This is a genomic window from Nonomuraea sp. NPDC050310 (genome assembly GCF_040655795.1).
Lineage (GTDB): Bacteria > Actinomycetota > Actinomycetes > Streptosporangiales > Streptosporangiaceae > Nonomuraea.
Map to the genome: position 1 here is coordinate 116,373 of NZ_JBFAKP010000019.1, position 19,886 is coordinate 136,258.

A 19,886-nucleotide genomic window follows, 5' to 3' on the forward strand; every position below is an offset into this window, starting at 1 on the left:
GCTCGAAGACGAAGGAGCCCGGCCGCTCGGCGGCCGGGCTCCTTCGCGCATTCCGTGCTCGCTCAGCCGAGCAACGCGTTCAGCTCGCCGTACGGCAGGCCGTCCGCGGTGGCGTCGTAGACGCCCTTCTCCAGCAGCTCGGTGGTCGCCCGCGCGGCCAGCGCGTAGGCCGCCTGCGCGATCGACGAACCCAGGCTGATCCGCACCACCCCGGCCGCGGCGAACTCCGCGACCGACGGGGCGCCCGCCCAGGCCATCACCGCGACCGGCAGCGGCCCGTCCGAGAGCCGCTTGAGCGCCTCCAGGTCGATCAGGCCCGGCACGAACAGGCTGGAGGCCCCCGCCGCCGCGTAGGCCTCGGCGCGCTCCAGCACCTCCTCCAGCCGCCCGCTGCCGGCCAGGTACACGTCGGTCCTGGCGTTGATCCAGACGGGCACGCCCAGGCGGTCGGCGGCGGCCCGCGCGGCGCGCAGCCGATCGGCCTGCTCGGCCGGGGGCAGCAGGTCGGCGCCCACCCGGTCCTCCAGGTTGACGCCCACCGCGCCCGCCCGCACCACGGCGGCGACGCTCTCGGCGACCGCGCCGTAGCCCGCCTCGATGTCCGCCGAGACCGGCACGTCCACCGTGGCGGCGATCCGCTCGACCAGGGCGGCGTTGCGGTCCGCGCCCAGGTCGGCGCCGTCCGCGAAGCCCAGGGACCACGCGACCCCGGCGCTGGTGGTGGCGATGGCCCTGGCCCCGGCGGCGGCGATGGCCGCGGCCGAGCCCACGTCCCAGGCGTTGGGCAGCAGGAGGGGGTCTCCGGGGCGGTGCAGGGCGGCGAAGGTTTCGGCTCGGGTCGTCATGGGGCGACTCTACGCAGCCGCCCCGGCCCCCCACCCGCCGGGATCAGACCTCACGGTCAGGCCCTGCGTCGGCCTTTCACGAGCCGGGATCAGACGTCACGGTCAGGCCCCCGCCCAGACCGCCCGGGGTCCACTCGGTTCTCACGAAGCGGTGGCCTGGGGCCGCTCCCCGGCACCCCTCCTGCCGGAGGGGGATGGCCCGCCGGGGTGCGGCCCGGCCGGTCAGCCCTGCTCGTACGGCGCGGGCGGCGCCAGCGAGGCGCAGCTCTCGAAGACCTTCCGCTCCTCCGCCGACCCCGGCTTGACCTGCTGGAACCCCTCAGGCTTGGCCTCGGACCCGACCGGCTGCCACACCCCGCCCTGCTGCAGGCACCGAGCCCACGCCGCGAACTTGGCCTCCTCCTCGGGCGTGGCCGGCTCTGACCCGCCGAGGATGACCGAGTCCCACTCCTTGCACGCCTTCATCGCGGCGTCGAGCTTGGCCTGGGTGACCTTGGTGACCGCGCTGGTGTCCAGGTCCTGCCCCTTGACCGGGTCCGGGATGTCGACGCCGTTGGCCCGCATGCAGCCGGCGAACTTCACCGCGGTCTCGTGCCAGCTCGGCTTGGCCTGGCCGCTCGACGCGGCGGGCGTCTCGGTGGCCGCGAAGCTCTGCGCGCCGCAGGCCGTACCGAGCGCGAGGAAGGGCAGGGCGGCCAGTCCGGCGAGCCGGCGCTTGGTGATCAACACGTGTTCCTCCAAAGGGGATCGCTGACGTGCCCCTCACCCTGGCCGACCCCGATGAGCAGGCCGTCAGCACGATGTCATGAACGTGTAATAGCTTCCGAGACCGGACAAACCGCCCGCCGAAGCCTCCGATACTGGAACGCATGGCTCGCGTGTTGCTGATCGAGGACGACCCCGCCGTCAGGGACGCGCTGACGCTCGCCCTCAAGAGCAGGGACCACGAGGTCGAGTCGGCCGCCTCCGGCGAGGACGGTCTGGCGCTCCTGCCCCGCTTCGCCGCCGACGTGGTGGTGCTCGACCTGATGCTCCCCGGCATCGACGGCTTCGAGGTCTGCCGGCGCATCCGGGCCACCACGGCGACCTCGATCGTCATGCTGAGCGCCCGCGGCGACGACTTCGACGTGGTCGGCGGGCTGGAGGCGGGCGCCGACGACTACGTGGTCAAACCGGTGCGCCCGCAGGTGCTGGAGGCGCGCATCCGGGCGGTGCTGCGCCGCGGCGAGAGCCAGCCCTCCCCGGTCGAGACGTACGGCGAGCTGTCCCTGGACCGGACCTCCCTGACCGTACGGCTGGCCGGCCGGCCGGTCGCGCTGCCGCCGATGGAACTGAAGCTGCTGCTGCACCTGTCGGCCGCCCCCGGCCAGGTCTTCAGCCGGCAACACCTGCTGGAGGCGGTCTGGGAGCACGACTACCTCGGCGACTCGCGGCTCGTGGACGCCTGCGTGCAGCGCCTCCGCGCCAAGATCGAACAGGTCCCGGCCGAACCGGTCTACATCCAGACCGTGCGCGGCTTCGGCTACCGGTTCGGGCCGGTATGAGGTGGCTTCGCGGGCTGCGTGCCCGGCTGGTGATCACGTTCGTGCTGGTGGGCGGGCTGAGCGCGGTGGGGGCGGCCGGGCTGACCTACTACAAGGCGCGCAGCAACCTGCTCAGCGGCGTCCAGGACCGGCTGCTCGACGACTTCCGGCACCGGGTGCTGCTGCTCTCGCGCGACGTGGCGCTCCCGGCCACCGACGACGAGCTGGCCTCGCTCGCCGAGGACCTCGAAGTGGGCGACCGCAAGGTGTACGTGGTCCGGGACGGCGCCGTGCCCAGCGACGCGCGCATCACCGCCGAGCTGCGGCAGCGCCTCCTCGACCGGCCCCGGCTCGCCTGGCAGCGCGTCGCGCGCGACGGCGTACCGTACCTGGTGGGCGGGAGCCGGGTCATGCTCCGCGCCGGCGGCACGCCCTCGGGCGTCACCGTGTACCTGGTGGAGTCGCTGGCCCAGGCCGCCGCCGACGAGGCCGCGGTGGCCCGTGCCGCGCAGGCGGCGGCGCTCCCGGTGGTCCTGCTCGCGGTCCTGGCCGGCCTGCTGGCCGCGCGAGGCGTCCTGCGGCCGGTCGCCGACCTGGACCGCGCCGCGCGGCGACTGGGCGAGGGGCGGCTGGAGACGCGGCTGCCCGTGCGCGGCGGCGACGAGCTCGCCGGGCTGGCCGGACGCTTCAACGAGACCGCCGCCGCGCTCGAACGGTCGGTCGGCGAGCTGCGCGAGATGGAGGCCCGGTCGCGGCGGTTCGTCGCCGACGTCTCCCACGAACTGCGGACCCCGCTGGCCGCCGCCACCGCGGTCACCGAGGTGCTGCAGGCCGGGGCCGAGCGGCTCGACGGCGGCGCGGGGGAGGCGGCCCGCCTGGTCACCGCCGAGATCGCCCGGCTCAGCCGGCTCGTCGACGACCTCATGGAGATCTCCCGCTTCGACGCCGGGGCGGCCGTGCTCAACCTCGACGACGTGGACCTCGGCGCGGCGGTGGCCGGCTGCCTGCGGTCGCGGGGATGGACCGACCAGGTCACCGCCGACCTGCCCACCGGGCTGCGGGTACCGGTCGATCCGCGGCGGCTGGACGTCATCGTCGCCAACCTCGTCGGCAACGCCCTGCGGCACGGCTCACCGCCTGTCACCGTCCGGGTCCGCGCCACGGACGAGCTGGCCTTCGTCGAGGTGACCGACCACGGGCCCGGCCTGGGGGCGGACGTCCTGCCGCACGTGTTCGAGCGGTTCTACAAGGCCGACACCGCCCGCACCCGCTCCGCCGGCAGCGGCCTGGGCCTCGCCATCGCCCGCGAGAACGCCCTCCTGCACGGCGGCACCCTCACCGCCACCCCCACCGCCCTCTTCACCCTCACCTTGCCCCGAAGCCCCCACTCCGGTCCTCCCACCATGGGGAGCTCCCGCCCATGACCCCTCAGCTTCGGGAGTCCCCACCCGTGACCCCTCAGCTTCGGGAGTCTTACCTTTGGGAGCCTCCACCCGTGACCCCTCAGTTTCGGGAGTCCCACCTTTGGGGGCCTCCGCCCGTGACCCGCCGCCTCCCCACCCGTGGCCCCCGTGCGTCGGGATCCTCTTCTCGCCGCCCTTTGAGGCTTCCACGAGCGCGCGGATTGGCGGCCGCCCTCCTCCTGCTAACCGTGGCCGCCTGCGGCATCGCCCCCACCGGCGTGGTCGACGCCGGCGAACCGGCCCGCGGCTTCACCGAGGGCAGCCACCTGTACTTCGTCCGCGACAACCACCTGGTCCCCGTAGGCCGCCCCGACGGCCCCCTGACCGCCGCAGAAGCCGTGAACCTCCTGAGAGCAGGCCCCACCGACAAGGAACGCGAACGCGCCCTCGACACCCACCTGCCCGCCAACCTCCCCCTCCGCGTCGACGAAACCTCCTACACGGTGAACGGCGGCCAGGTGTCCCAGGCAACCCGCCTGCCGCACCTGGCCACCGGCCAACTCGTCTGCACGATCGCCGCCGCCACCGCCGCCCAGCGCCGCGTGCCCGTGGATGCCATCCGGGTGACCGTCCCCGAGGGCGGCACCCGCCGCTGCGCCGACTACGACCAGGCCGCCCAGAGCAAGTGACCCCCGCCGGGACTTTCCCAGTTTCGATATCGGCCACTTATGAAAGGCGAAACAAAGGTCTAGCTCGCCGGCGACCGGCCTACCCCTTGTAATTGAAGATCTGCCGAAGCGTGTGCTGAATCTCGACCAGATCCTTCTGATCCGCCATCACCTGATCAATGGACTTGTACGCCTCAGGGTGCTCGTCCACCAAAGCAGCGGCCCGGTCAACGTTCCACGTACGCCCGCGCATCGCCTGAGTGAGCGAAGCCGCCGAAAGCTCCTTCTTCGCCTTGGTCCGCGACATCCGGCGCCCCGCCCCGTGCGAGCACGAGTTGTACGACTCCGGATTCCCCCGCCCACGCACGATGTACGACTGGGTCCCCATGGACCCGGGAATGACGCCCTCGTCACCGTGGTCGGCCTTGATCGCGCCCTTGCGGGTGATCCACAACGACTTGCCGTAGTGGGTCTCCTGCTGGGTGAAGTTGTGGTGGCAGTTGATCGTGCGGACGCGCCGGCCCGTGCCGACGACGTGGAACAGCGCGTTGATCAGGACCTTGTCCATCCGCGCCCGCGAGGCCATGGCGTAGCGCTGCGACCACAGCATGTCCTCGATGTACGCGGTGAACTCCGGAGTGTTCTGGACGAGGTAGGCCAGGTCCGGGTCCTCCAGGCCGATCTCCTGCTTCTTCATCAGCTTCTTCGCACCCACGATGTGCATCGTGGCGAGCTGGTTGCCGATGCCGCGCGAGCCCGAGTGCAGGACGGTCCAGACCCGGTCGCGCTCGTCGAGGCAGACCTCCACGAAGTGGTTGCCGGAGCCGAGGGTCCCGAACTGGTCGGACACCTTCTTGGTGAGCCGGGCGTCCAGGGCGGTGTGGGGCAGCCCGAGCTCGCCCAGAGCGCGGTCCATCGACGGATCGCTGTGACCCTTCCCCACCCCGGCGGGAATGCGGCGCTCCACCATCGGCATCAGCGCGGCCAAGGTGTCCGGCAGATCGGCGGCGGTGAGCGTCGTTTCCGTGGCGACCATTCCGCAGCCGATATCCACGCCGACCGCGGCGGGGATGATGGCATTCTTGGTCGGAATTACCGAGCCCACCGTCGCACCGATGCCGACATGCGCGTCTGGCATTAGAGCGACGTGACCGGAAACGAATGGCAGGCGGGCGGCACGTGCGGCCTGCATGATCGCGGCTTCGTCGATCTCGCTGGCCCACGACAGCAGGTTCGGTGCGGGCTGGTTGGGCGACATTTGAAAGTCTCTCCTTCTGGTTGGTGATCAGTGTGGCCTGACCAGAAAGGAAATCCCACTCATTTTATCGAGGCCGCCCGGTTCCAGCCGTGCGAGCACACGGGCCGGGGGCTCGTCACCCGCCACGAATTCCATCCGGACGGGCGGTACCGGTTCACCCCTTCGGGTGAGGCAGGACCGCCTCCGCCGGTCCTAGCGTCGAGCTTGTGCGTTTCCCGCCTCCCAGCGTCGTCACGCCTCTTCCCGAGTCCGGGACGGCCGCTCCGGGCCGCACCACAGTTCACCCGTCGAGCTAGACCCTCGCGCCCGCACGAAACGAGATCCTCATGACCGCGTCCCGCACGCGCCCCAGCTCTTCCAGATCCACTGTCGCCGAAGTCACGTGGTTCTTCGCGATCGCCGTCCTGCTGTGCTTCGCGCTGTCCGTTCCGATGGTCTTCCGGCTCGTCTCCCCGGACCTCAACAACCTGATCACGCCGATCCTGCAGCTGACCCCGATGCTCGCGGCGATCATCATGTGGCTCGCCCGACGGCCGGGGACGTTCCGGGAGACGTTCGCCACCACGTGGCGCGGCACGCCCAAGTGGGCCGGCATCGGCATCGGCCTCATCGCCCTGATCGCCGCGATCCAGACCGCCATCGCCCTGGCGACGGGGATCTGGCCGCTCAACCCGCTCGACCAGATCCTCGCGGCGACCATATGGATCGTTCCGGTCTTCGTCATGCAGTCCGTCTTCGCCATCGGAGAGGAGTTCGGCTGGCGCGGCTGGCTGGCCACGCGCGCCGCGTCATGGGGGTTCTGGCCGCTGGCCTTCGTCAGCGGCCTGGTCTGGATCGTCTGGCACCTGCCGGTCCTCGCCGTCATCGGTGACCGGCCGCTCTGGGACATCGTCATCTACTTCGCCGGCATGCTGCCCTGGGCGCCGCTGCTGCTCGCCCTTCGCCGGCGGTCGGGGAGCGTCTGGCCCGCGGTCCTGACGCACGGAGCGATCAACAGCGTCCGGGTGTACCTGCTGCAGTCCGTCCCCAGCGCGACGGACCACCTGCTCATCGAAGTGATCGGCTGGGTGCTCACCATCGCCGCCGCCGTCTGGCTGATGCGCCCGCGCCGGGCTTAACCCGGCCGGCCGATCGACGAGGGCCCGGACGACCTGGTGGACGTGGTAGCGGGGCTGTGGCAACCCGTCTCGATCAAGGGGTGACCGCCGCTTGGTAGATCCCTCCGGTTTTCCTGTCGGAGGCAGGCCGTAGGCTGAAGCCACTCACGGGATGGGAGGTGGCACCCTTGTTGAAGGACACGTTCGGGCGGGTGAGCACGGATCTTCGGGTGTCTCTCACCGACAAGTGCAATCTGCGCTGCACGTACTGCATGCCACCCGAAGGGCTCGACTGGCTGCCCAACGCCAAGCTGCTGACCGCCGACGAGATCGTCCGTCTCGTGCGGATCGGCGTGGAGATGCTGGGCATCACCGAGGTCCGCTACACCGGGGGCGAGCCGCTCATCCGGCGCGAGCTGGTCGACATCGTCCGGCGTACCGCCGAGCTCCGTCCCCGGCCGCAGATCTCGCTCACCACCAACGGCATCGGGCTGTCGCGCCTGGCGGTCCCGCTGAAGGACGCCGGGCTCGACCGGGTGAACGTCTCGCTCGACACCCTCGACCGCGACCACTTCAAGCGCCTGACCCACCGCGACCGCTTCGACGACGTCATCGCCGGCCTCGCCGCGGCGCACACCGCCGGGCTGCGGCCGGTGAAGGTCAACGCGGTCCTCATGCGGGGGATCAACGAGGGCGAGGCGGTGCCGTTGCTGCGGTTCTGCCTGGAGCAGGGGTATGAGCTTCGCTTCATCGAGCAGATGCCGCTGGACGCCCAGCACGGGTGGGATCGGGCGAGCATGGTGACCGCCGACGAGATCCTCGACCTGCTCTCTGGTTCTTTCGACCTCGCCCCCGATGATGCTGAGGAGCGCGGGAGCGCTCCGGCCGAGCGGTTCGTGGTGGACGGGGGGCCTGCTCGGGTGGGCGTCATCGGGTCGGTCACGCGGCCGTTCTGCGGGTCTTGTGACCGGGTACGGCTGACCGCGGACGGGCAGGTGCGCAACTGCCTCTTCGCCACCGAGGAGTCCGACCTCCGGGCCGCCCTTCGCGGTGGGGCCTCGGACGAGGAACTGGCCGAGCGGTGGATCGTGGCTGTGCGGGGGAAGCGGGCCGGGCACGGGATCGACGACCCCAGCTTCCTGCAGCCCAACCGTCCCATGTCGGCCATCGGCGGCTGACCACCCCCTGGGTTGTCCGGGGCGGCCGGACTCGGCCCCCCGGCTGGGCCGTTGTACGCCGGAGTGGGTGGCCGCTCCCCGTTCCGGCGCTCGTCCCTTTCGGCCGGAGCGGCTGCCCGTGGTGCCGGGTGGCGCGGTAACCGGGACGCTGAGGCCGCCGGGGAGGGCTGGCGGGAACCCTGGCTACGGGTCAGACGGACGTCACGATCCGACAGACACCCCAGCCGAATGTCCGGAGCCGCCACTGTGCTCCCGAGCACCCACGTCCAGCTCCCGAGCACCCACCTCCAGCTCCCGAGCACCACCTGTAATTGCCGAGCACCCACCCCAGATCCCGAGCACCTTAGGCGAGCCTGGCTCTGAGGAAGGCTCGGCCCTGAGTGGTGGGGAGAGGGGCGGCGTAGCCTGGGCGGGTGATCGGTTATGACGCGGTCGTGTTGGCCGGGGGAGCGGCTCGGCGGATGTCCGGGGCGGACAAGCCTGGGATGACGGTAGGGGCTAGATCCCTGCTGGAACGGGTGGTTGCGGCGGTTGCGGATGCCGGGCGGGTGGTGGTGGTCGGGCCCGCGCGAGATCTGGACGGGGTGGTGTTCACCAGGGAGGACCCGCCGGGGGGCGGGCCGGTGCGGGCGTTGCGGGCCGGGCTGGCGGAGGTGACGGCCCCGCAGGTGGTGGTGCTGGCGGCCGACCTGCCGTTCCTGCTGCACGACCACGTGGTCGCGCTCCGGGCCGCGGCGGCCGGGGCTGTCCCACCGATCGCGACGGCGGCGGGGAGCGAGGGCGTGGACCCAGCGGTCGGCGTGGGCGGTGGCGCGACCGGCTCGGAGGGGGCGGGCGCGAGGCCGGGGCAGAGGCGGGGACCCAGCGCGGGCCGCAGCGAGGACACGATCTCGAGCCGGGGGGGAGACAGCGCCCTGGGCCTCGGCGGGGGCGGTGAGGCTGAAAGCAGTGGCGGGGTGGTGCTGGTGGATGAGGGTGGGCGGGAGCAGTGGTTGACGAGTGTGTGGCCCACCAACCTGCTGCGGGAAGCGCTGGCGCGGTATGAGGGGGACTCGCTGCGGGGGCTGCTCGGCCCCCTGAAGCCGCGGCGGGTGGCGCTGCCGGGGCGGGCGTGGTTCGACTGCGACACTATGGACGATCTGGAGGAGGCACGCATGAACGTGTTGACCGAGTGGACCGCGCTGGTCTGCAAGGAACTGGGCGTGGACCCGGCGGCGGTGGACCGGGACCTGATCCTGGACCTGACCAAGGAAGTGGCCCATGGCGTGGCCAGGCCGGCGGCGCCGCTGACGGCCTATCTGCTGGGCCTGGCACAAGGGGCGGGGACGGCGCCGGAAGACGCGGTGGCGAAACTGACGACGCTGGCCCGCAATTGGGAGCGGGCGACGACCGAGACCCTGACCGACGGCTGACTCCCGACAAATCAGTACTTGTCAACCCAAGCTGAGGATTAGCTGTGAATATCCAGCCGGGGACTGTAAACGATTTCGGAAAGCCGCCCTATCGGACCGACCGTCCATAAGGGGTTCTGGAAAAGGGCGACGCCGGGTGGTTACGGGGGCAAACCACCCGGCGTCGCTTCATCGGCGTTCCGACGGGGGCCCGGAACGCCGGCACCAGCACTCCGACGGGGGACCGGAGCGCTTGGCTAAAGCGTACACCTAGTACCCGTGGGATGCGTCAAGACTAAGTCACGACCCGATCTCGCGTCGATGGAGTGGTATCTCGCTTTGGTTAGCCTCCGGTGTGTCAAAGCTAGGCGGAGGAAGATCCTTGCCACGCTCATTGGCACCGATTACCGCTATGTATGGCAAAAACACCGCCGCCGCGATGAACAGCAGCCGGTACGGCCACGGCACCGGCAGTGCGACCGCCAGGATCAGGCAGAGGGTGCGGATCCCCATCTGGATGAGGTACCGCTTCTCCCGCCGCCCGATGTCCGTGCTGAGCGACGGCCGTGCGTCGGTCACCTGATGGACGACCGGTTTCCTGTGCCAGCCCTTCACGCCTTCCACCCTACGCCTCACGTGCGATCATGCCGATATGACCGATCGAACTTACCGGGTGACCGAAATCGTCGGCACCTCGTCAGACTCCGTCGACCAGGCCATACGTAACGGTATCCGGCGGGCCTCGCAGACCCTCAGGCACCTCGACTGGTTCGAGGTCACCGAGATCCGGGGGCACATCGACCAGGGGGAGGTCGCGCACTTCCAGGTCGGGATGAAGGTCGGCTTCCGGCTCGAAGACGCCTGACAGAGGCCCACCGGATCGAGGCAGCCGGACCAGGCGCGTGACCGTCGGTGCGGGGAGGGCGACGGAACCGGGGCGTGACAGCCGCCGCGGCAGGCGCGACACTGCTGGGGTGAGGCTCCGCCGTACCGCCGCCCTGCTCGTCGCCGTCGCGCTCGGGACGGCGGCGTGCGCGCCGGCCACCGGCGCCGCGCCTGGGAAAGCCGCGCCCGGAAAGGGCGCGTCCGGAACAGCCGCGCCCGGAACAGCCGCGTCAGGCACAAGCGCACCCGGACAAGGCGCGCCCGCGTCGGCGACGGCCGCCGCCCCGAAGAGCCTGTTACACCAGACCGCCGAGCAGCGAGCCGCCACCGCCGCGAGCCTGCGCCAGGTGGACGACCTGCCGCTGTACGAGATGACCTACCACGGCGGCTACGAGGCCGACGCCCCGATGACGGAGGCCGAGCTGGCCAAGCGCGAGGACGGCTGGGCGTGCTCGCTGTTCCTGCGCGGCGCCGAGTTCGGCCGTAACTTCGACTGGCACGCCAACCCCGCGATGGTGGTGCACGCCGACCCGCCCGACGGGTACGCCTCGATCTCGCTGGTGGACGCCTTCTACGTGCTCAACCGCAAGGGCCCGGCCGACCTGAAGGCCGACGCCCGGCGGCTGGCGCACGCGGTGCTGGTGCCGTTCGACGGGATGAACGAGAAGGGCCTGGCGATCGGCCTGGCGACGACGCCCACCGCGATCCTGCCGAAGCCGGCCGGCCGTACGACGGTCTCCAGCGCGCGCATCATCCGGCTGATCCTCGACCGCGCCGCGACCGTGCGCGAGGCCGTGGAGCTGATGGGCCGCTACCACCTCGACTTCAGCAGCGGCATCCAGGTGCACTACCTGATCGCCGATCGCTCGGGCGACTCGGTGGTGGTGGAGTACGGCGACGGCAAGCTCAACGTGATCGACGACGACAAGCTGACCAACATCACGATGGCCGGCACGACCGTCGCCGACCGCCTGCGCGACACCCGCTACCGCACGCTGGCCGAGAGCCCGGCGGGCGGCCTGGACCTGCTCAGCCAGGTCGCCCAGGGCCACACGAGGTGGTCGGTGGTCTACGACCTGGCCAAGCTCGACGCCCGCCTCGTCACCGCCAAGCGCTGGGAGCGGGTGCACACCTTCCGGCTCAGCTCGCCTGGCTGACCGTCGACATGTTGAAGTCGGGCACCCGCAGCGCGGGCATCCGGGTGCGGGTGAAGTAGTCGTTCCACTCCCGGGGCAGGGTCAGCTCGCTGGCCCCGACCTCGGTCACCCGGCCGAGCAGGTCCACCGGGCTCTCGTTGAACCGGTAGTTGGTGACCTCGCCCACGACCTGCCCGTCCTCGACGAGGTAGACGCCGTCGCGGGTGAGCCCGGTCAGCAGGAGGGTCTGCGGGTCTACCGCGCGGATGTACCACAGGCAGGTCAGCAGCAGCCCGCGCTCGGTGGCGGCCACCATCTCCTCGACCGAACGCCCGCCCTCGGGGCCGGTCATGATCAGGTTGTCCACCGGCAGCGTCGCGGGCAGGCCGCTGAGCTCGGCGGAGTAGCGGGTCTGCCGGAGCGCCGAGAGGCTGCCGCCGGAGATCCAGTCCACCGCCGGGGTCGGCAGGCCGTTGTCGAAGACCGACGAATCCCGCCCGGAGGCGTGCACCACGGCGAACGGCGCGCAGTCGAGCGCCGGCTCGGCCGGGTCGCTGTAGAGCCGCACCGGCAGCGACGAGAGCCGGTCGCCGACGCGCGTGCCGCCGCCGGGCTTGGCGAACACGCTCTGCCCGTCGAGGGCGTCGCGCGCCCCGGCCGACCAGTAGAGGTAGATCATCAGGTCGGCGACCGCGCTCGGCGGCAGGATGGTCTCGTAGCGGCCCGCCGGCAGCTCGACCCGGGTGCGGGCCCACTCCAGCCGCGTCGCCAGGCTCTCCTCCAGCGCGCCCACCTCGACGTCGGTGAAGTCGCGGGTGTAGACGCCGGTCCAGGCCGAGCGCTTGAGGTCGGCCGACTTGCCGTTGAGCTCCAGCCGCCCGCCGGGCTGGTCGTGACGCAGCCGCAGGCCGCTGGAGGTGCCGAGGAAGGTCGAGGTCAGCGAGTGCTCGGCGAAGCCGTACAACCGGCGGCCGGCGCCCTCGGCGGCGGTGAAGGCGCGCCCGAGGTCGGCGGCGAACCGGTCGAAGACCCCGATGTCGGTCGGCGCGAGCGGCTGCGCCCAGCCCGGGCTCTCCGGCAGCCCGGACACCAGCGGCCGCGCGTCCTCGGCCGGCTGCGCCTCGCGCGCCGCCCGGTCGGCCGCCGCGACCAGGTCCTCCAACTGCTCAGGCAGTACGGCGGAGCGGGACACCACCCCGGTCGCGCCGCCCACCACCGAGATCACCGTGACCCGCGTCGACTCGGCCATGCCGTTGGTCGTCAGCGTGTTGCCCGCGAACCGCAGGTTGGCCGTGGAGGAGTGCTCGGCGATGACCACGCAGTCGTCGGCCCGCGACAACTCCAGAGCCTTGTCGACCATGCCCTGCATGCCCATCACTTGCCACCCTCCTGCACCGTGTTGAGGATCCGCACGCCGCGGAACAACGCCGAGGGGCAGCCGTGGCTGACCGGCGCGACCTGGCCGGGCTGGCCCTTGCCGCAGTTGAACGCGCCGCCGAGCACGTAGGTCTGCGGCCCGCCCACCGCCTCCATGGCCCCCCAGAAGTCGGTCGTGGTCGCGGTGTAGGCGAAGTCGCGCACCTGCCCGGCGAGCTGCCCGTCGACGATGCGGTAGGCGCGCTGGGCGGTGAACTGGAAGTTGTAGCGCTGCATGTCGATCGACCAGCTCTTGTCGCCGACCAGGTAGAGGCCGTGCTCGACGCGGCCGATGAGCTCCTCGGTCGAGGGGCCGCCGGGCGCGGGCTGGAGCGACACGTTGGCCATGCGCTGCATCGGCATGTGGCCGGGCGAGTCGGCGAAGGAGCAGCCGTTGGAGCGGCCGAGGCCCTGCATCAGCGCCATCCGCCGGTCGAGCTGGTAGCCGACCAGGATGCCGTCGCGGATCAGGTCGAAGCTCTGCGCCTCGACCCCCTCGTCGTCGTAGCCGATCGTCGCCAGGCCGTGCTCGACGGTGCGGTCGCCGGTCACGTTCATCACCGGCGAGCCGTACACCAGCGAGCCGAGCTGGTCGAAGGTGGCGAACGAGGTGCCGGCGTAGGCGGCCTCGTAGCCGAGGGCGCGGTCGAGCTCGGTGGCGTGGCCGATCGACTCGTGGATGGTCAGCCACAGGTTCGAGGGGTCGATGACCAGGTCGTGCGGCCCGGCCTCGACGCTCGGCGCGGCCAGCTTCTCGGCCAGCAGCTCGGGCAGCCGGCCCAGCTCGCCGGCCCAGTCCCAGTGGGCGCCGGTGAGGTACTCGTACCCCCGGCCGACCGGCGGGGCGATCGTCGACATGTCCTCGAAGCCGGTCTCGCCGATCTTCACGCCGGTCAGCTCCGGATGCACCCGCACCCGTTGCTGCAGCGTGCTGGTGCCCGCGCTGTCGGCGTAGAACTTCTGCTCCTTGACCTGCAGCAGCCGGGCGCTGGCGTGGTCGAGCCCCTTGAGCAGCCCCGCCGACCACTCGGCCAGCAGCGCGACCTTCTCGCTCTGCGGCACCTCGAACGGGTCCACCTCGTAGGGCGAGACCCAGACCACGTCGCGGTAGACCGGCTCGGCGGCCAGCTCGATCCGCTCGCGGTTGATCGGCGCGCTCACCTCGGCCACCCGGACCGCCTGCTCGGCCACCCGGACCGCCGCCTCGGGGGTGAGCTCGACGCCCGAGGCGAAGCCCCAGGTGCCGTCCTTCACCACCCGGACCGCCAGGCCCAGGTCGTCGGCGTCCATCGCGCCTTCGAGCCGGGCGTCGTACAGGCTGAGGGACTCGGCTCGCACCCGCTCCAGCCGGAAGTCCGCGTGCTCGGCGCCCAGCTCACGCGCCCGCTGCAGCGCGGCGTCGGCCAGGCGGGCGAGCGGCAGAGCTCGGAAGTCGTCGTCGATCTGGCGCATGTCAACGATCCTAGCCCTACGATCTTGTACGGGCCGGACAAGGGGATACCCGCGGGTAGGGGATAGCGTCAGGTCCTATGGCACGCTCTGTACTCGTCACCGGCGGCAATCGCGGCATCGGCCTCGCGATCGCCAGAGAACTGGCCGCGGGCGGCGACGCCGTCGCGGTCACCTACCGATCGGGCGAGCCCCCCGAGGGCCTGTTCGGCGTCCGCTGCGACGTGACCAGCGCCGAGGACGTCGACGCCGCCTTCGCGAAGGTCGAGGCCGAGCAGGGCCCCGTCGAGGTGCTCGTCTCCAACGCCGGCATCACCAAGGACACGCTCCTGGCGATGATGAAGGAGGAGACCTTCACCGAGGTGATCGACGCCAACCTCACCGGCGCCTTCCGGGTGGCCAAGCGCGCGATCCGCCCGATGATGAAGCTCAAGCGCGGCCGCATCATCCTCATCTCCTCCGTCGTGGGCCTGTCCGGCCAGGCGGGGCAGGCCAACTACGCCGCCTCCAAGGCCGGCCTGGTCGGCTTCGGCCGCTCCCTGGCCAGGGAGTACGGCTCGCGGGGCATCACCGTCAACGTGGTGGCCCCCGGCTTCGTCAAGACCGACATGACCGCCGAGCTCGACGGCGAGGCGATCATCAAGAACATCCCGCTGGGCCGCCAGGCCGAATCGGCGGAGATCGCGCGCGTCGTGCGCTTCCTGGCGAGCGACGACGCCTCCTACATCACCGGGGCCGTGATCCCCGTCGACGGCGGACTGGGAATGGGGCACTGACCATGGGCATCCTCGACGGCAAGCGCCTGCTCGTCACCGGCGTCCTCACCGACGCCTCCATCGCCTTCCAAGTGGCCAAGATCGCCCAGGAGCAGGGCGCTCAGGTCGTCCTGACCGGGTACGGCAGGCTCAGCCTGGTCGAGCGCATCGCCAAGCGGCTCCCCGAGCCGCCGCCGGTGCTGGAGCTCGACGTGACCTCCCCCGACCAGCTCGGCACCCTCGCCGACCGGGTGGGCGAGCACCTCGACGGCCTCGACGGCGTGGTCCACGCCATCGGCTTCGCGCCGCAGACCGCCCTCGGCGGCAACTTCCTCAACACGAGCTGGGAGGACGTGGCCACCGCGCTGCACGCCTCGACCTTCTCCTACAAGTCGCTGGCGGTGGCCTGCCTGCCGCTGATGAAGGCCGGTAGCTCGGTCGTCGGCCTCGACTTCGACGCCACCAAGGCCTGGCCGGTCTACGACTGGATGGGCGTGGCCAAGGCGGGCCTGGAGTCGGCCAACCGCTACCTCGCCCGCGACCTCGGCAAGCACGGCATCCGCGTCAACCTGGTCTCGGCCGGGCCGCTGCGCACGATGGCGGCCAAGTCGATCCCGGGCTTCAAGGAGTTCGAGGAGAGCTGGCCGGAGAAGGCGCCGCTGGGCTGGGACCTCGCCGACACCGCGCCCGCCGCCAAGGCGGTCGTGGCGTTGCTGTCGGACTGGTTCCCGGCCACCACGGGCGAGATCGTCCACGTGGACGGCGGCGTCCACGCCATGGGCGTCTGACCGCACCGCTCGAGAACCGTCCTGTTCGCACCCGGGCCGCTCAGGCCAGGCGGTGCCGGCCGCCGACGCGCATCGGCTCGAACGGGATGGACGCGCTCTCCTCGGCCTTGCGCCGCCGCTTGTGCACGATGCGGGTGGCCAGCACGGCCGAGGCCAGCAGCGTCGCGGTGAGCGCCGTGCCCAGCACGTCGCCGTCGGTGTCGCTGGGCCGTACCACCTGCTGGTCGCTGAGCCGTACCCGCAGCCGCTCGGTGAGCGGCCCCGGCCACAGCAGTCCGAGCCCGGCCCGGTCGGGGTCGGCGGCCGGCTCGTCGCCGAGGTCGTGCTCGGTGCTGTTGAGCAGGTACGGCCGGCTGTCCGGAGGCACGGGCACCGTCGTGGGCAGCACCGCCTGCTCGTCCTCGTCCGCCTTCTCGGAGGGCTTCGGCTCGGGCCGCGGCTTCGGCGGGGGAGTGGTGAGACCGGGCTTGGGCGGCGGCGGGGTGAGCCCGTCGAGCACGCCCTGCCCCTTGCAGGCCAGCACCGGCAGGCAGACCTCGTCGAGCACGCTGGGCAGCAGTCCCTCGCCCCCGCCCGGCTTGCCGGCGTCGGCGGTGTCGGCGGGCTCGGACTGGTCGCCGGGTTTGGGCGGCGGGGTCGGCTCGGGGGTCTGCGGGGTGGGGAGCACCTCGCCGAGCGGGTTGGTGACGCCGCCCACGGTGTCGTCGAGGCCGTCGGTGACCGGGCCGAGCTGGTCGCCGGTCAGCGAGTCGACCGTGTCGGTCACCCCGTCCACCAGCTCGCACAGCCCGCCGGTGACGCCGGACAGCAGGCCGCCGCCCTGCTCGCAGTCGGCGAGCAGCGCGCCTCCCAGGGTGTTTCCCAGCGCCGGGTAGGGTGCGGTCGCGGCGGCCGGAGCGGCGCCCAGCGTGATCGTGGCGATGGCGAACGCCAGGACCCCGGCGGTGCGTCGCATCTGTCTCCCCCCAAACACTCTCCGTGGGGGAATCCTCGCGGATCGGCCCCGCGTTGCCCGCGGAAAGTTGCGGTTCGGTATCGACTAGTGATACGCGAGTCGGACTCTCGTTCTATCGGGTCAGCAGGACGAGACGTCGTCCAGCGCCTCCCGGATCTCCCTCGGCAGGACCAGGTCCTCCGCCTGGAGGATGGCCTTGAGCTGGGTGGCGGTGCGGGCCCCGACGATCGCCGAGGAGACGCCGTCCTGGTCGCGCACCCACGACAGCGCCACGGCCAGCGGCGTGCGCCCCAGCCCGTCGGCGGCGGTCATCACCGACTCGACCACCCGGCGGCAGCGCTCGTCCAGATAAGGGCGGACGTACTCGGCGAAGTGCGGCGCCGCGGCGCGCGAGTCGGCCGGGATGCCCGTGCGGTACTTGCCGGTCAGCACCCCGCGCCCGAGCGGCGAGGAGGCCAGCACGCCCGCGCCCACGTGCGCGGCGGCCGGCAGCAGCTCGCGCTCGGCCTCCCGGGCCAGCAGCGAGTACTCGGCCTGGGCCGAGACGAGCGGGATGCGGCCGGGCACCACGCGCTGGGCGGTCGCCGCGGCGGCGAGCTGCCAGCCGCTGTAGCCGCACACGCCGGCGTAGACCGCGCGCCCGGAGCTGACGATGGCGTCCAGCGCGGCCAGCGTCTCCTCCAGCGGCACCTCGTCGTCGAAGGCGTGGAGCTGCCACAGGTCCACGTAGTCGACGCCGAGCCGCGAGAGCGAGGCGTCGATGGCGGCGATGAGATGGCGTCGCGAGGCGTCACGCGGGCGGGGGCCGAGCGGGGTCACCACGGCCTTGGTGGACAGGACCACGTCCTCGCGCCGCACCGACTCGCGCAGCAGCCGCCCCAGCAGCCGCTCGGAGTCGCCGGAGGTGTAGACGTCGGCGGTGTCGACGAGGTTGCCGCCGGCCTCCACGAAGGTGCGGAGCTGGGCCGCGGCGTCCTCGGGGTCGGTGTCGAGCCCCCAGGTCATCGTCCCCAGGCCGAGTCGGGAGACCGACAGGCCGCTCCGGCCCACATAACGCTGTTCCATGATCCGGCTAGATTACGCCAACCACCTCCGGGGCTGGCCATACTTTGCCGTGTGACGACTTTGCTGCTGGCCCGCCATGGCCTGACCCCGCTGACCGGTCCCGTCCTCGCCGGCTGGACCCCCGGCGTCCACCTGAACGAGCGCGGCCGGGCGCAGGCCGAGGCGCTCGGCGGGCGGCTGGCCGGGACCCGGCTGGACGCGATCGTCTCCAGCCCGCTGGAGCGCTGCCGGGAGACCGCCGAGGCGGTCGCGCGGGGGCGGGATCTGGAGATCCAGACCGACGAGCGCTTCGGCGAGTGCGGTTACGGCGAGTGGACCGGGCGGGAGCTCAGGGAGCTGGCCGAGGAGCCGCTGTGGCGGGTGGTCCAGGCCCACCCGAGCGCGGTCACCTTCCCCGGCGGCGAGGCCATCGCGGACATGCAGGCGCGCGCTGTCAAAGCGGTCCGGGAGTGGAATGATCGTCTCGGGGAGAAGGCTGTCTACCTGGTCTGCACGCACGGCGACGTCATCAAGGCGATCGTGGCGGACGCCCTCGGCCTGCACTTGGATGGATTTCAGCGAATCGGTGCGGATCCGGCCGCTTTGACGGTGATTCGCTACACCCCCTTGCGCCCCTTTGTGGTCAAACTTAACGATATGGGGGAATTGACGCTGCCAGAGGGTTCGGGAGAGAAAGACGGGGGAGAAAACCTCACCGGGAGCGATGCCGCCGTCGGCGGCGGATCGGGAACCACGTAAGGTCAGGCTATGCCGGTCTTCGACTACGACCCACCTGAGAGGTTCGTGGCCGGTGCCGTGGGGCAGCCGGGTTCGCGGGCTTTCTTCCTGCAGGCCAAAGGAGAGGGCAGACTGACGACGGTAGCGCTGGAGAAGCTGCAGGTGGCCGCACTCGCGGGCAGGCTCGACGAGCTGCTCGACGAGGTGCTGCGCCAGTCCGGCGGCACGGCCCAGATCCCCGCCCTGGCACCCGCCGACCTCACCGACGACGGGCCGCTCGACCTGCCCATCGAAGAGGACTTCCGGGTCGGCACGATGGCGCTGCAATGGGACGAGGACACGGCCCGCGTGGTCATCGAGGCCGAGGAGTACCTCGGCGACGAGCCCGTCGAGGTCGACGACCCGGCGATGCTGCGCGTGCGGATCAGCGCCGGCGTCGCCCGCGCCTTCACCCGCCGCGCCCTGCAGCTCGTCGCCGCCGGTCGCCCGCCCTGCCCGCTGTGCACCCAGCCGCTCGACCCCGAGGGCCACGTCTGCGTCCGCCTCAACGGCTACCGCGGGGGTGAGGTGGCTTCATGAGCACCGTGCCGGAGAGTGAGCCCGTGCTCAGCCCCCCTCCGGCGGGGCAGACCGAGAAGGAGGCGCTGCGGCTGCTCGCCGAAGGCCGCATGGAGGTGGTCGGCCGCCTCGTCGAGGCGACCAACATGACCCTCTACTGCTCCATCACCCTCGGCGGCGTCACCGCCGCGTGCGTCTACAAGCCGGTGCGCGGCGAGCGGCCGCTGTGGGACTTCCCCGACGGCACCCTCGCCGCCCGCGAGGTGGCCGCCTTCGAGGTCTCCCGTGCCACGGGCTGGCGCATCGTGCCGCCCACCGTCTACCGCGAGGGCCCCTTCGGCCCCGGGATGTGCCAGCTCTGGATCGACAGCCACGACCACGCCGGGCAGGAGCCCGACCTGATCGCGCTGGTCCGCAGCCGCAACCCGGCCCTGCGCCGGATGGCCGTCTTCGACGCGGTGGTCAACAACGCCGACCGCAAGGGCGGCCACCTGCTGCCCCTGCCCAGCGGGCACGTCTACGGCGTCGACCACGGGGTCTGCTTCGCCGAGGAGGACAAGCTCCGCACCGTGCTGTGGCAGTGGCGCGGCCGGCCGCTCAGCCGCGAGGCCGTCGGCGTGCTGGCCGGCCTGGAGCGCGACCTGGAGTCCGGCACGCTCGGCCGCCGGTTGCGCGAGCTGCTCACCCTGGCCGAGGTCGAGGCCACCTGGCGCCGGGTCCGGCGGCTGCTCGACACCGGCCTGCACCCCTCGCCGTCCAAGGACTGGCCGGCCGTCCCCTGGCCGCCGATCTGATGTGC

At 71.8% G+C, this 19,886-nt stretch carries 21 protein-coding genes; 13 read left to right on the plus strand and 8 right to left on the minus strand.

Features of this window, described 5'->3' with window-relative positions:
• Positions 1–62 precede the first annotated feature (62 nt).
• Together AB0I67_RS32900 and AB0I67_RS32905 are read right to left on the minus strand one after the other, a co-directional pair.
• Positions 63–845 carry an isocitrate lyase/phosphoenolpyruvate mutase family protein gene (locus tag AB0I67_RS32900; protein ID WP_357931551.1) on the minus strand — a complete coding sequence of 261 codons (783 nt, stop codon included), beginning with the start codon at positions 843–845 and terminating at the stop codon, positions 63–65.
• 222 nt (positions 846–1,067) lie between these two features.
• Complete coding sequence (locus tag AB0I67_RS32905; RefSeq protein ID WP_357931554.1) at positions 1,068–1,574, minus strand: hypothetical protein; 507 nt, start codon at positions 1,572–1,574, stop codon at positions 1,068–1,070.
• Positions 1,575–1,714: 140 nt separating this feature from the next.
• Between AB0I67_RS32905 and AB0I67_RS32910 the strand changes: the two genes are divergently transcribed.
• From AB0I67_RS32910 to AB0I67_RS32920, 3 genes are all read left to right on the plus strand, one after another.
• Positions 1,715–2,389, plus strand: coding sequence for a response regulator transcription factor (locus AB0I67_RS32910; protein WP_357931557.1), 675 nt, complete (start codon positions 1,715–1,717; stop codon positions 2,387–2,389).
• On the plus strand, positions 2,386–3,792 hold the full coding sequence (locus tag AB0I67_RS32915) for a HAMP domain-containing sensor histidine kinase (protein WP_357931560.1): 1,407 nt from the start codon (positions 2,386–2,388) through the stop codon (positions 3,790–3,792). Before AB0I67_RS32910 ends, AB0I67_RS32915 begins: the two co-directional genes overlap by 4 nt.
• A gap of 200 nt (positions 3,793–3,992) precedes the next feature.
• Positions 3,993–4,460 (plus strand): hypothetical protein, encoded by a 468-nt coding sequence (locus AB0I67_RS32920; RefSeq protein ID WP_357931563.1) that lies wholly within the window; start codon positions 3,993–3,995, stop codon positions 4,458–4,460.
• Positions 4,461–4,539: 79 nt separating this feature from the next.
• Here the strand turns inward: AB0I67_RS32920 and AB0I67_RS32925 are convergent, their stop codons facing one another.
• Entirely contained in the window at positions 4,540–5,697 is a 1,158-nt protein-coding gene (locus tag AB0I67_RS32925) for an RtcB family protein (RefSeq protein WP_357931566.1), read from the minus strand.
• Positions 5,698–6,023: 326 nt separating this feature from the next.
• Between AB0I67_RS32925 and AB0I67_RS32930 the strand changes: the two genes are divergently transcribed.
• The 3 genes from AB0I67_RS32930 (at position 6,024) to AB0I67_RS32940 (ending at position 9,384) form a co-directional block, all read left to right on the plus strand.
• Positions 6,024–6,815, plus strand: coding sequence for a CPBP family intramembrane glutamic endopeptidase (locus AB0I67_RS32930; RefSeq protein ID WP_357931569.1), 792 nt, complete (start codon positions 6,024–6,026; stop codon positions 6,813–6,815).
• Between the two features lie 167 nt (positions 6,816–6,982).
• Complete coding sequence (moaA, locus tag AB0I67_RS32935) at positions 6,983–7,972, plus strand: GTP 3',8-cyclase MoaA (RefSeq protein WP_357931572.1); 990 nt, start codon at positions 6,983–6,985, stop codon at positions 7,970–7,972.
• Between the two features lie 434 nt (positions 7,973–8,406).
• A complete protein-coding gene (locus tag AB0I67_RS32940; protein WP_357931722.1) occupies positions 8,407–9,384 on the plus strand; it encodes an NTP transferase domain-containing protein in 978 nt (325 codons plus the stop codon).
• A 279-nt stretch (positions 9,385–9,663) separates the two neighbouring features.
• Here AB0I67_RS32940 and AB0I67_RS32945 read toward each other — a convergent pair whose 3' ends face one another.
• Positions 9,664–9,978, minus strand: a complete 315-nt coding sequence (locus tag AB0I67_RS32945; RefSeq protein ID WP_357931575.1) for a DUF3099 domain-containing protein — start codon at positions 9,976–9,978, stop codon at positions 9,664–9,666.
• A 37-nt stretch (positions 9,979–10,015) separates the two neighbouring features.
• Between AB0I67_RS32945 and AB0I67_RS32950 the strand changes: the two genes are divergently transcribed.
• Both AB0I67_RS32950 and AB0I67_RS32955 read left to right on the plus strand, forming a co-directional pair.
• A complete protein-coding gene (locus tag AB0I67_RS32950) occupies positions 10,016–10,228 on the plus strand; it encodes a dodecin (protein ID WP_357931578.1) in 213 nt (70 codons plus the stop codon).
• Positions 10,229–10,337: 109 nt separating this feature from the next.
• The gene (locus AB0I67_RS32955; RefSeq protein ID WP_357931581.1) at positions 10,338–11,405 is read left to right on the plus strand and encodes a linear amide C-N hydrolase; all 1,068 of its coding nucleotides are present in this window, start codon (positions 10,338–10,340) and stop codon (positions 11,403–11,405) included.
• On the opposite strand, the gene AB0I67_RS32960 is transcribed toward AB0I67_RS32955, so the two are convergent.
• The gene (locus AB0I67_RS32960; protein WP_357931724.1) at positions 11,389–12,759 is read right to left on the minus strand and encodes a metallopeptidase TldD-related protein; all 1,371 of its coding nucleotides are present in this window, start codon (positions 12,757–12,759) and stop codon (positions 11,389–11,391) included. The genes AB0I67_RS32955 and AB0I67_RS32960 overlap by 17 nt on opposite strands.
• Positions 12,759–14,252 carry a TldD/PmbA family protein gene (locus AB0I67_RS32965; RefSeq protein WP_357931584.1) on the minus strand — a complete coding sequence of 498 codons (1,494 nt, stop codon included), beginning with the start codon at positions 14,250–14,252 and terminating at the stop codon, positions 12,759–12,761. The genes AB0I67_RS32960 and AB0I67_RS32965 overlap by 1 nt, the downstream gene beginning before the upstream one ends.
• A gap of 77 nt (positions 14,253–14,329) precedes the next feature.
• Here AB0I67_RS32965 and AB0I67_RS32970 point away from each other — a divergent pair, with 77 nt between their 5' ends.
• Together AB0I67_RS32970 and fabI are read left to right on the plus strand one after the other, a co-directional pair.
• On the plus strand, positions 14,330–15,025 hold the full coding sequence (locus AB0I67_RS32970) for a beta-ketoacyl-ACP reductase (RefSeq protein ID WP_357931587.1): 696 nt from the start codon (positions 14,330–14,332) through the stop codon (positions 15,023–15,025).
• Between the two features lie 2 nt (positions 15,026–15,027).
• Complete coding sequence (fabI, locus tag AB0I67_RS32975; protein ID WP_357931590.1) at positions 15,028–15,792, plus strand: enoyl-ACP reductase FabI; 765 nt, start codon at positions 15,028–15,030, stop codon at positions 15,790–15,792.
• Positions 15,793–15,832: 40 nt separating this feature from the next.
• Here the strand turns inward: fabI and AB0I67_RS32980 are convergent, their stop codons facing one another.
• On the minus strand, positions 15,833–16,747 hold the full coding sequence (locus tag AB0I67_RS32980; protein ID WP_357931593.1) for a hypothetical protein: 915 nt from the start codon (positions 16,745–16,747) through the stop codon (positions 15,833–15,835).
• Positions 16,748–16,867: 120 nt separating this feature from the next.
• Complete coding sequence (locus AB0I67_RS32985) at positions 16,868–17,812, minus strand: aldo/keto reductase (RefSeq protein WP_357931596.1); 945 nt, start codon at positions 17,810–17,812, stop codon at positions 16,868–16,870.
• A 51-nt stretch (positions 17,813–17,863) separates the two neighbouring features.
• Here AB0I67_RS32985 and AB0I67_RS32990 point away from each other — a divergent pair, with 51 nt between their 5' ends.
• From AB0I67_RS32990 to AB0I67_RS33000, 3 genes are read left to right on the plus strand one after another with little or no spacing between them, the layout of a single operon-like run.
• Positions 17,864–18,550: a histidine phosphatase family protein gene (locus AB0I67_RS32990; RefSeq protein WP_357931599.1), complete on the plus strand. Its 687-nt coding sequence runs from the start codon at positions 17,864–17,866 to the stop codon at positions 18,548–18,550.
• Positions 18,551–18,559: 9 nt separating this feature from the next.
• On the plus strand, positions 18,560–19,108 hold the full coding sequence (locus AB0I67_RS32995) for a DUF3090 domain-containing protein (RefSeq protein ID WP_357931602.1): 549 nt from the start codon (positions 18,560–18,562) through the stop codon (positions 19,106–19,108).
• On the plus strand, positions 19,105–19,881 hold the full coding sequence (locus AB0I67_RS33000) for an SCO1664 family protein (RefSeq protein WP_357931605.1): 777 nt from the start codon (positions 19,105–19,107) through the stop codon (positions 19,879–19,881). Before AB0I67_RS32995 ends, AB0I67_RS33000 begins: the two co-directional genes overlap by 4 nt.
• The last annotated feature ends 5 nt before the right edge of the window (positions 19,882–19,886 follow it).

What these genes read in the sequence shown, in the direction of transcription:
- AB0I67_RS32950 (WP_357931578.1), top strand. Translation starts at nt 10,016, where the DNA reads ATGACCGATCGAACTTACCGGGTGACCGAAATCGTCGGCACCTCGTCA.
- AB0I67_RS32965 (WP_357931584.1), bottom strand. Translation starts at nt 14,252, where the DNA reads ATGCGCCAGATCGACGACGACTTCCGAGCTCTGCCGCTCGCCCGCCTG.
- AB0I67_RS32970 (WP_357931587.1), top strand. Translation starts at nt 14,330, where the DNA reads ATGGCACGCTCTGTACTCGTCACCGGCGGCAATCGCGGCATCGGCCTC.
- AB0I67_RS32900 (WP_357931551.1), bottom strand. Translation starts at nt 845, where the DNA reads ATGACGACCCGAGCCGAAACCTTCGCCGCCCTGCACCGCCCCGGAGAC.
- AB0I67_RS32995 (WP_357931602.1), top strand. Translation starts at nt 18,560, where the DNA reads ATGCCGGTCTTCGACTACGACCCACCTGAGAGGTTCGTGGCCGGTGCC.
- AB0I67_RS32925 (WP_357931566.1), bottom strand. Translation starts at nt 5,697, where the DNA reads ATGTCGCCCAACCAGCCCGCACCGAACCTGCTGTCGTGGGCCAGCGAG.
- fabI (WP_357931590.1), top strand. Translation starts at nt 15,028, where the DNA reads ATGGGCATCCTCGACGGCAAGCGCCTGCTCGTCACCGGCGTCCTCACC.
- AB0I67_RS32985 (WP_357931596.1), bottom strand. Translation starts at nt 17,812, where the DNA reads ATGGAACAGCGTTATGTGGGCCGGAGCGGCCTGTCGGTCTCCCGACTC.
- AB0I67_RS33000 (WP_357931605.1), top strand. Translation starts at nt 19,105, where the DNA reads ATGAGCACCGTGCCGGAGAGTGAGCCCGTGCTCAGCCCCCCTCCGGCG.
- AB0I67_RS32915 (WP_357931560.1), top strand. Translation starts at nt 2,386, where the DNA reads ATGAGGTGGCTTCGCGGGCTGCGTGCCCGGCTGGTGATCACGTTCGTG.
- AB0I67_RS32980 (WP_357931593.1), bottom strand. Translation starts at nt 16,747, where the DNA reads ATGCGACGCACCGCCGGGGTCCTGGCGTTCGCCATCGCCACGATCACG.
- AB0I67_RS32910 (WP_357931557.1), top strand. Translation starts at nt 1,715, where the DNA reads ATGGCTCGCGTGTTGCTGATCGAGGACGACCCCGCCGTCAGGGACGCG.
- AB0I67_RS32960 (WP_357931724.1), bottom strand. Translation starts at nt 12,759, where the DNA reads ATGGGCATGCAGGGCATGGTCGACAAGGCTCTGGAGTTGTCGCGGGCC.
- AB0I67_RS32930 (WP_357931569.1), top strand. Translation starts at nt 6,024, where the DNA reads ATGACCGCGTCCCGCACGCGCCCCAGCTCTTCCAGATCCACTGTCGCC.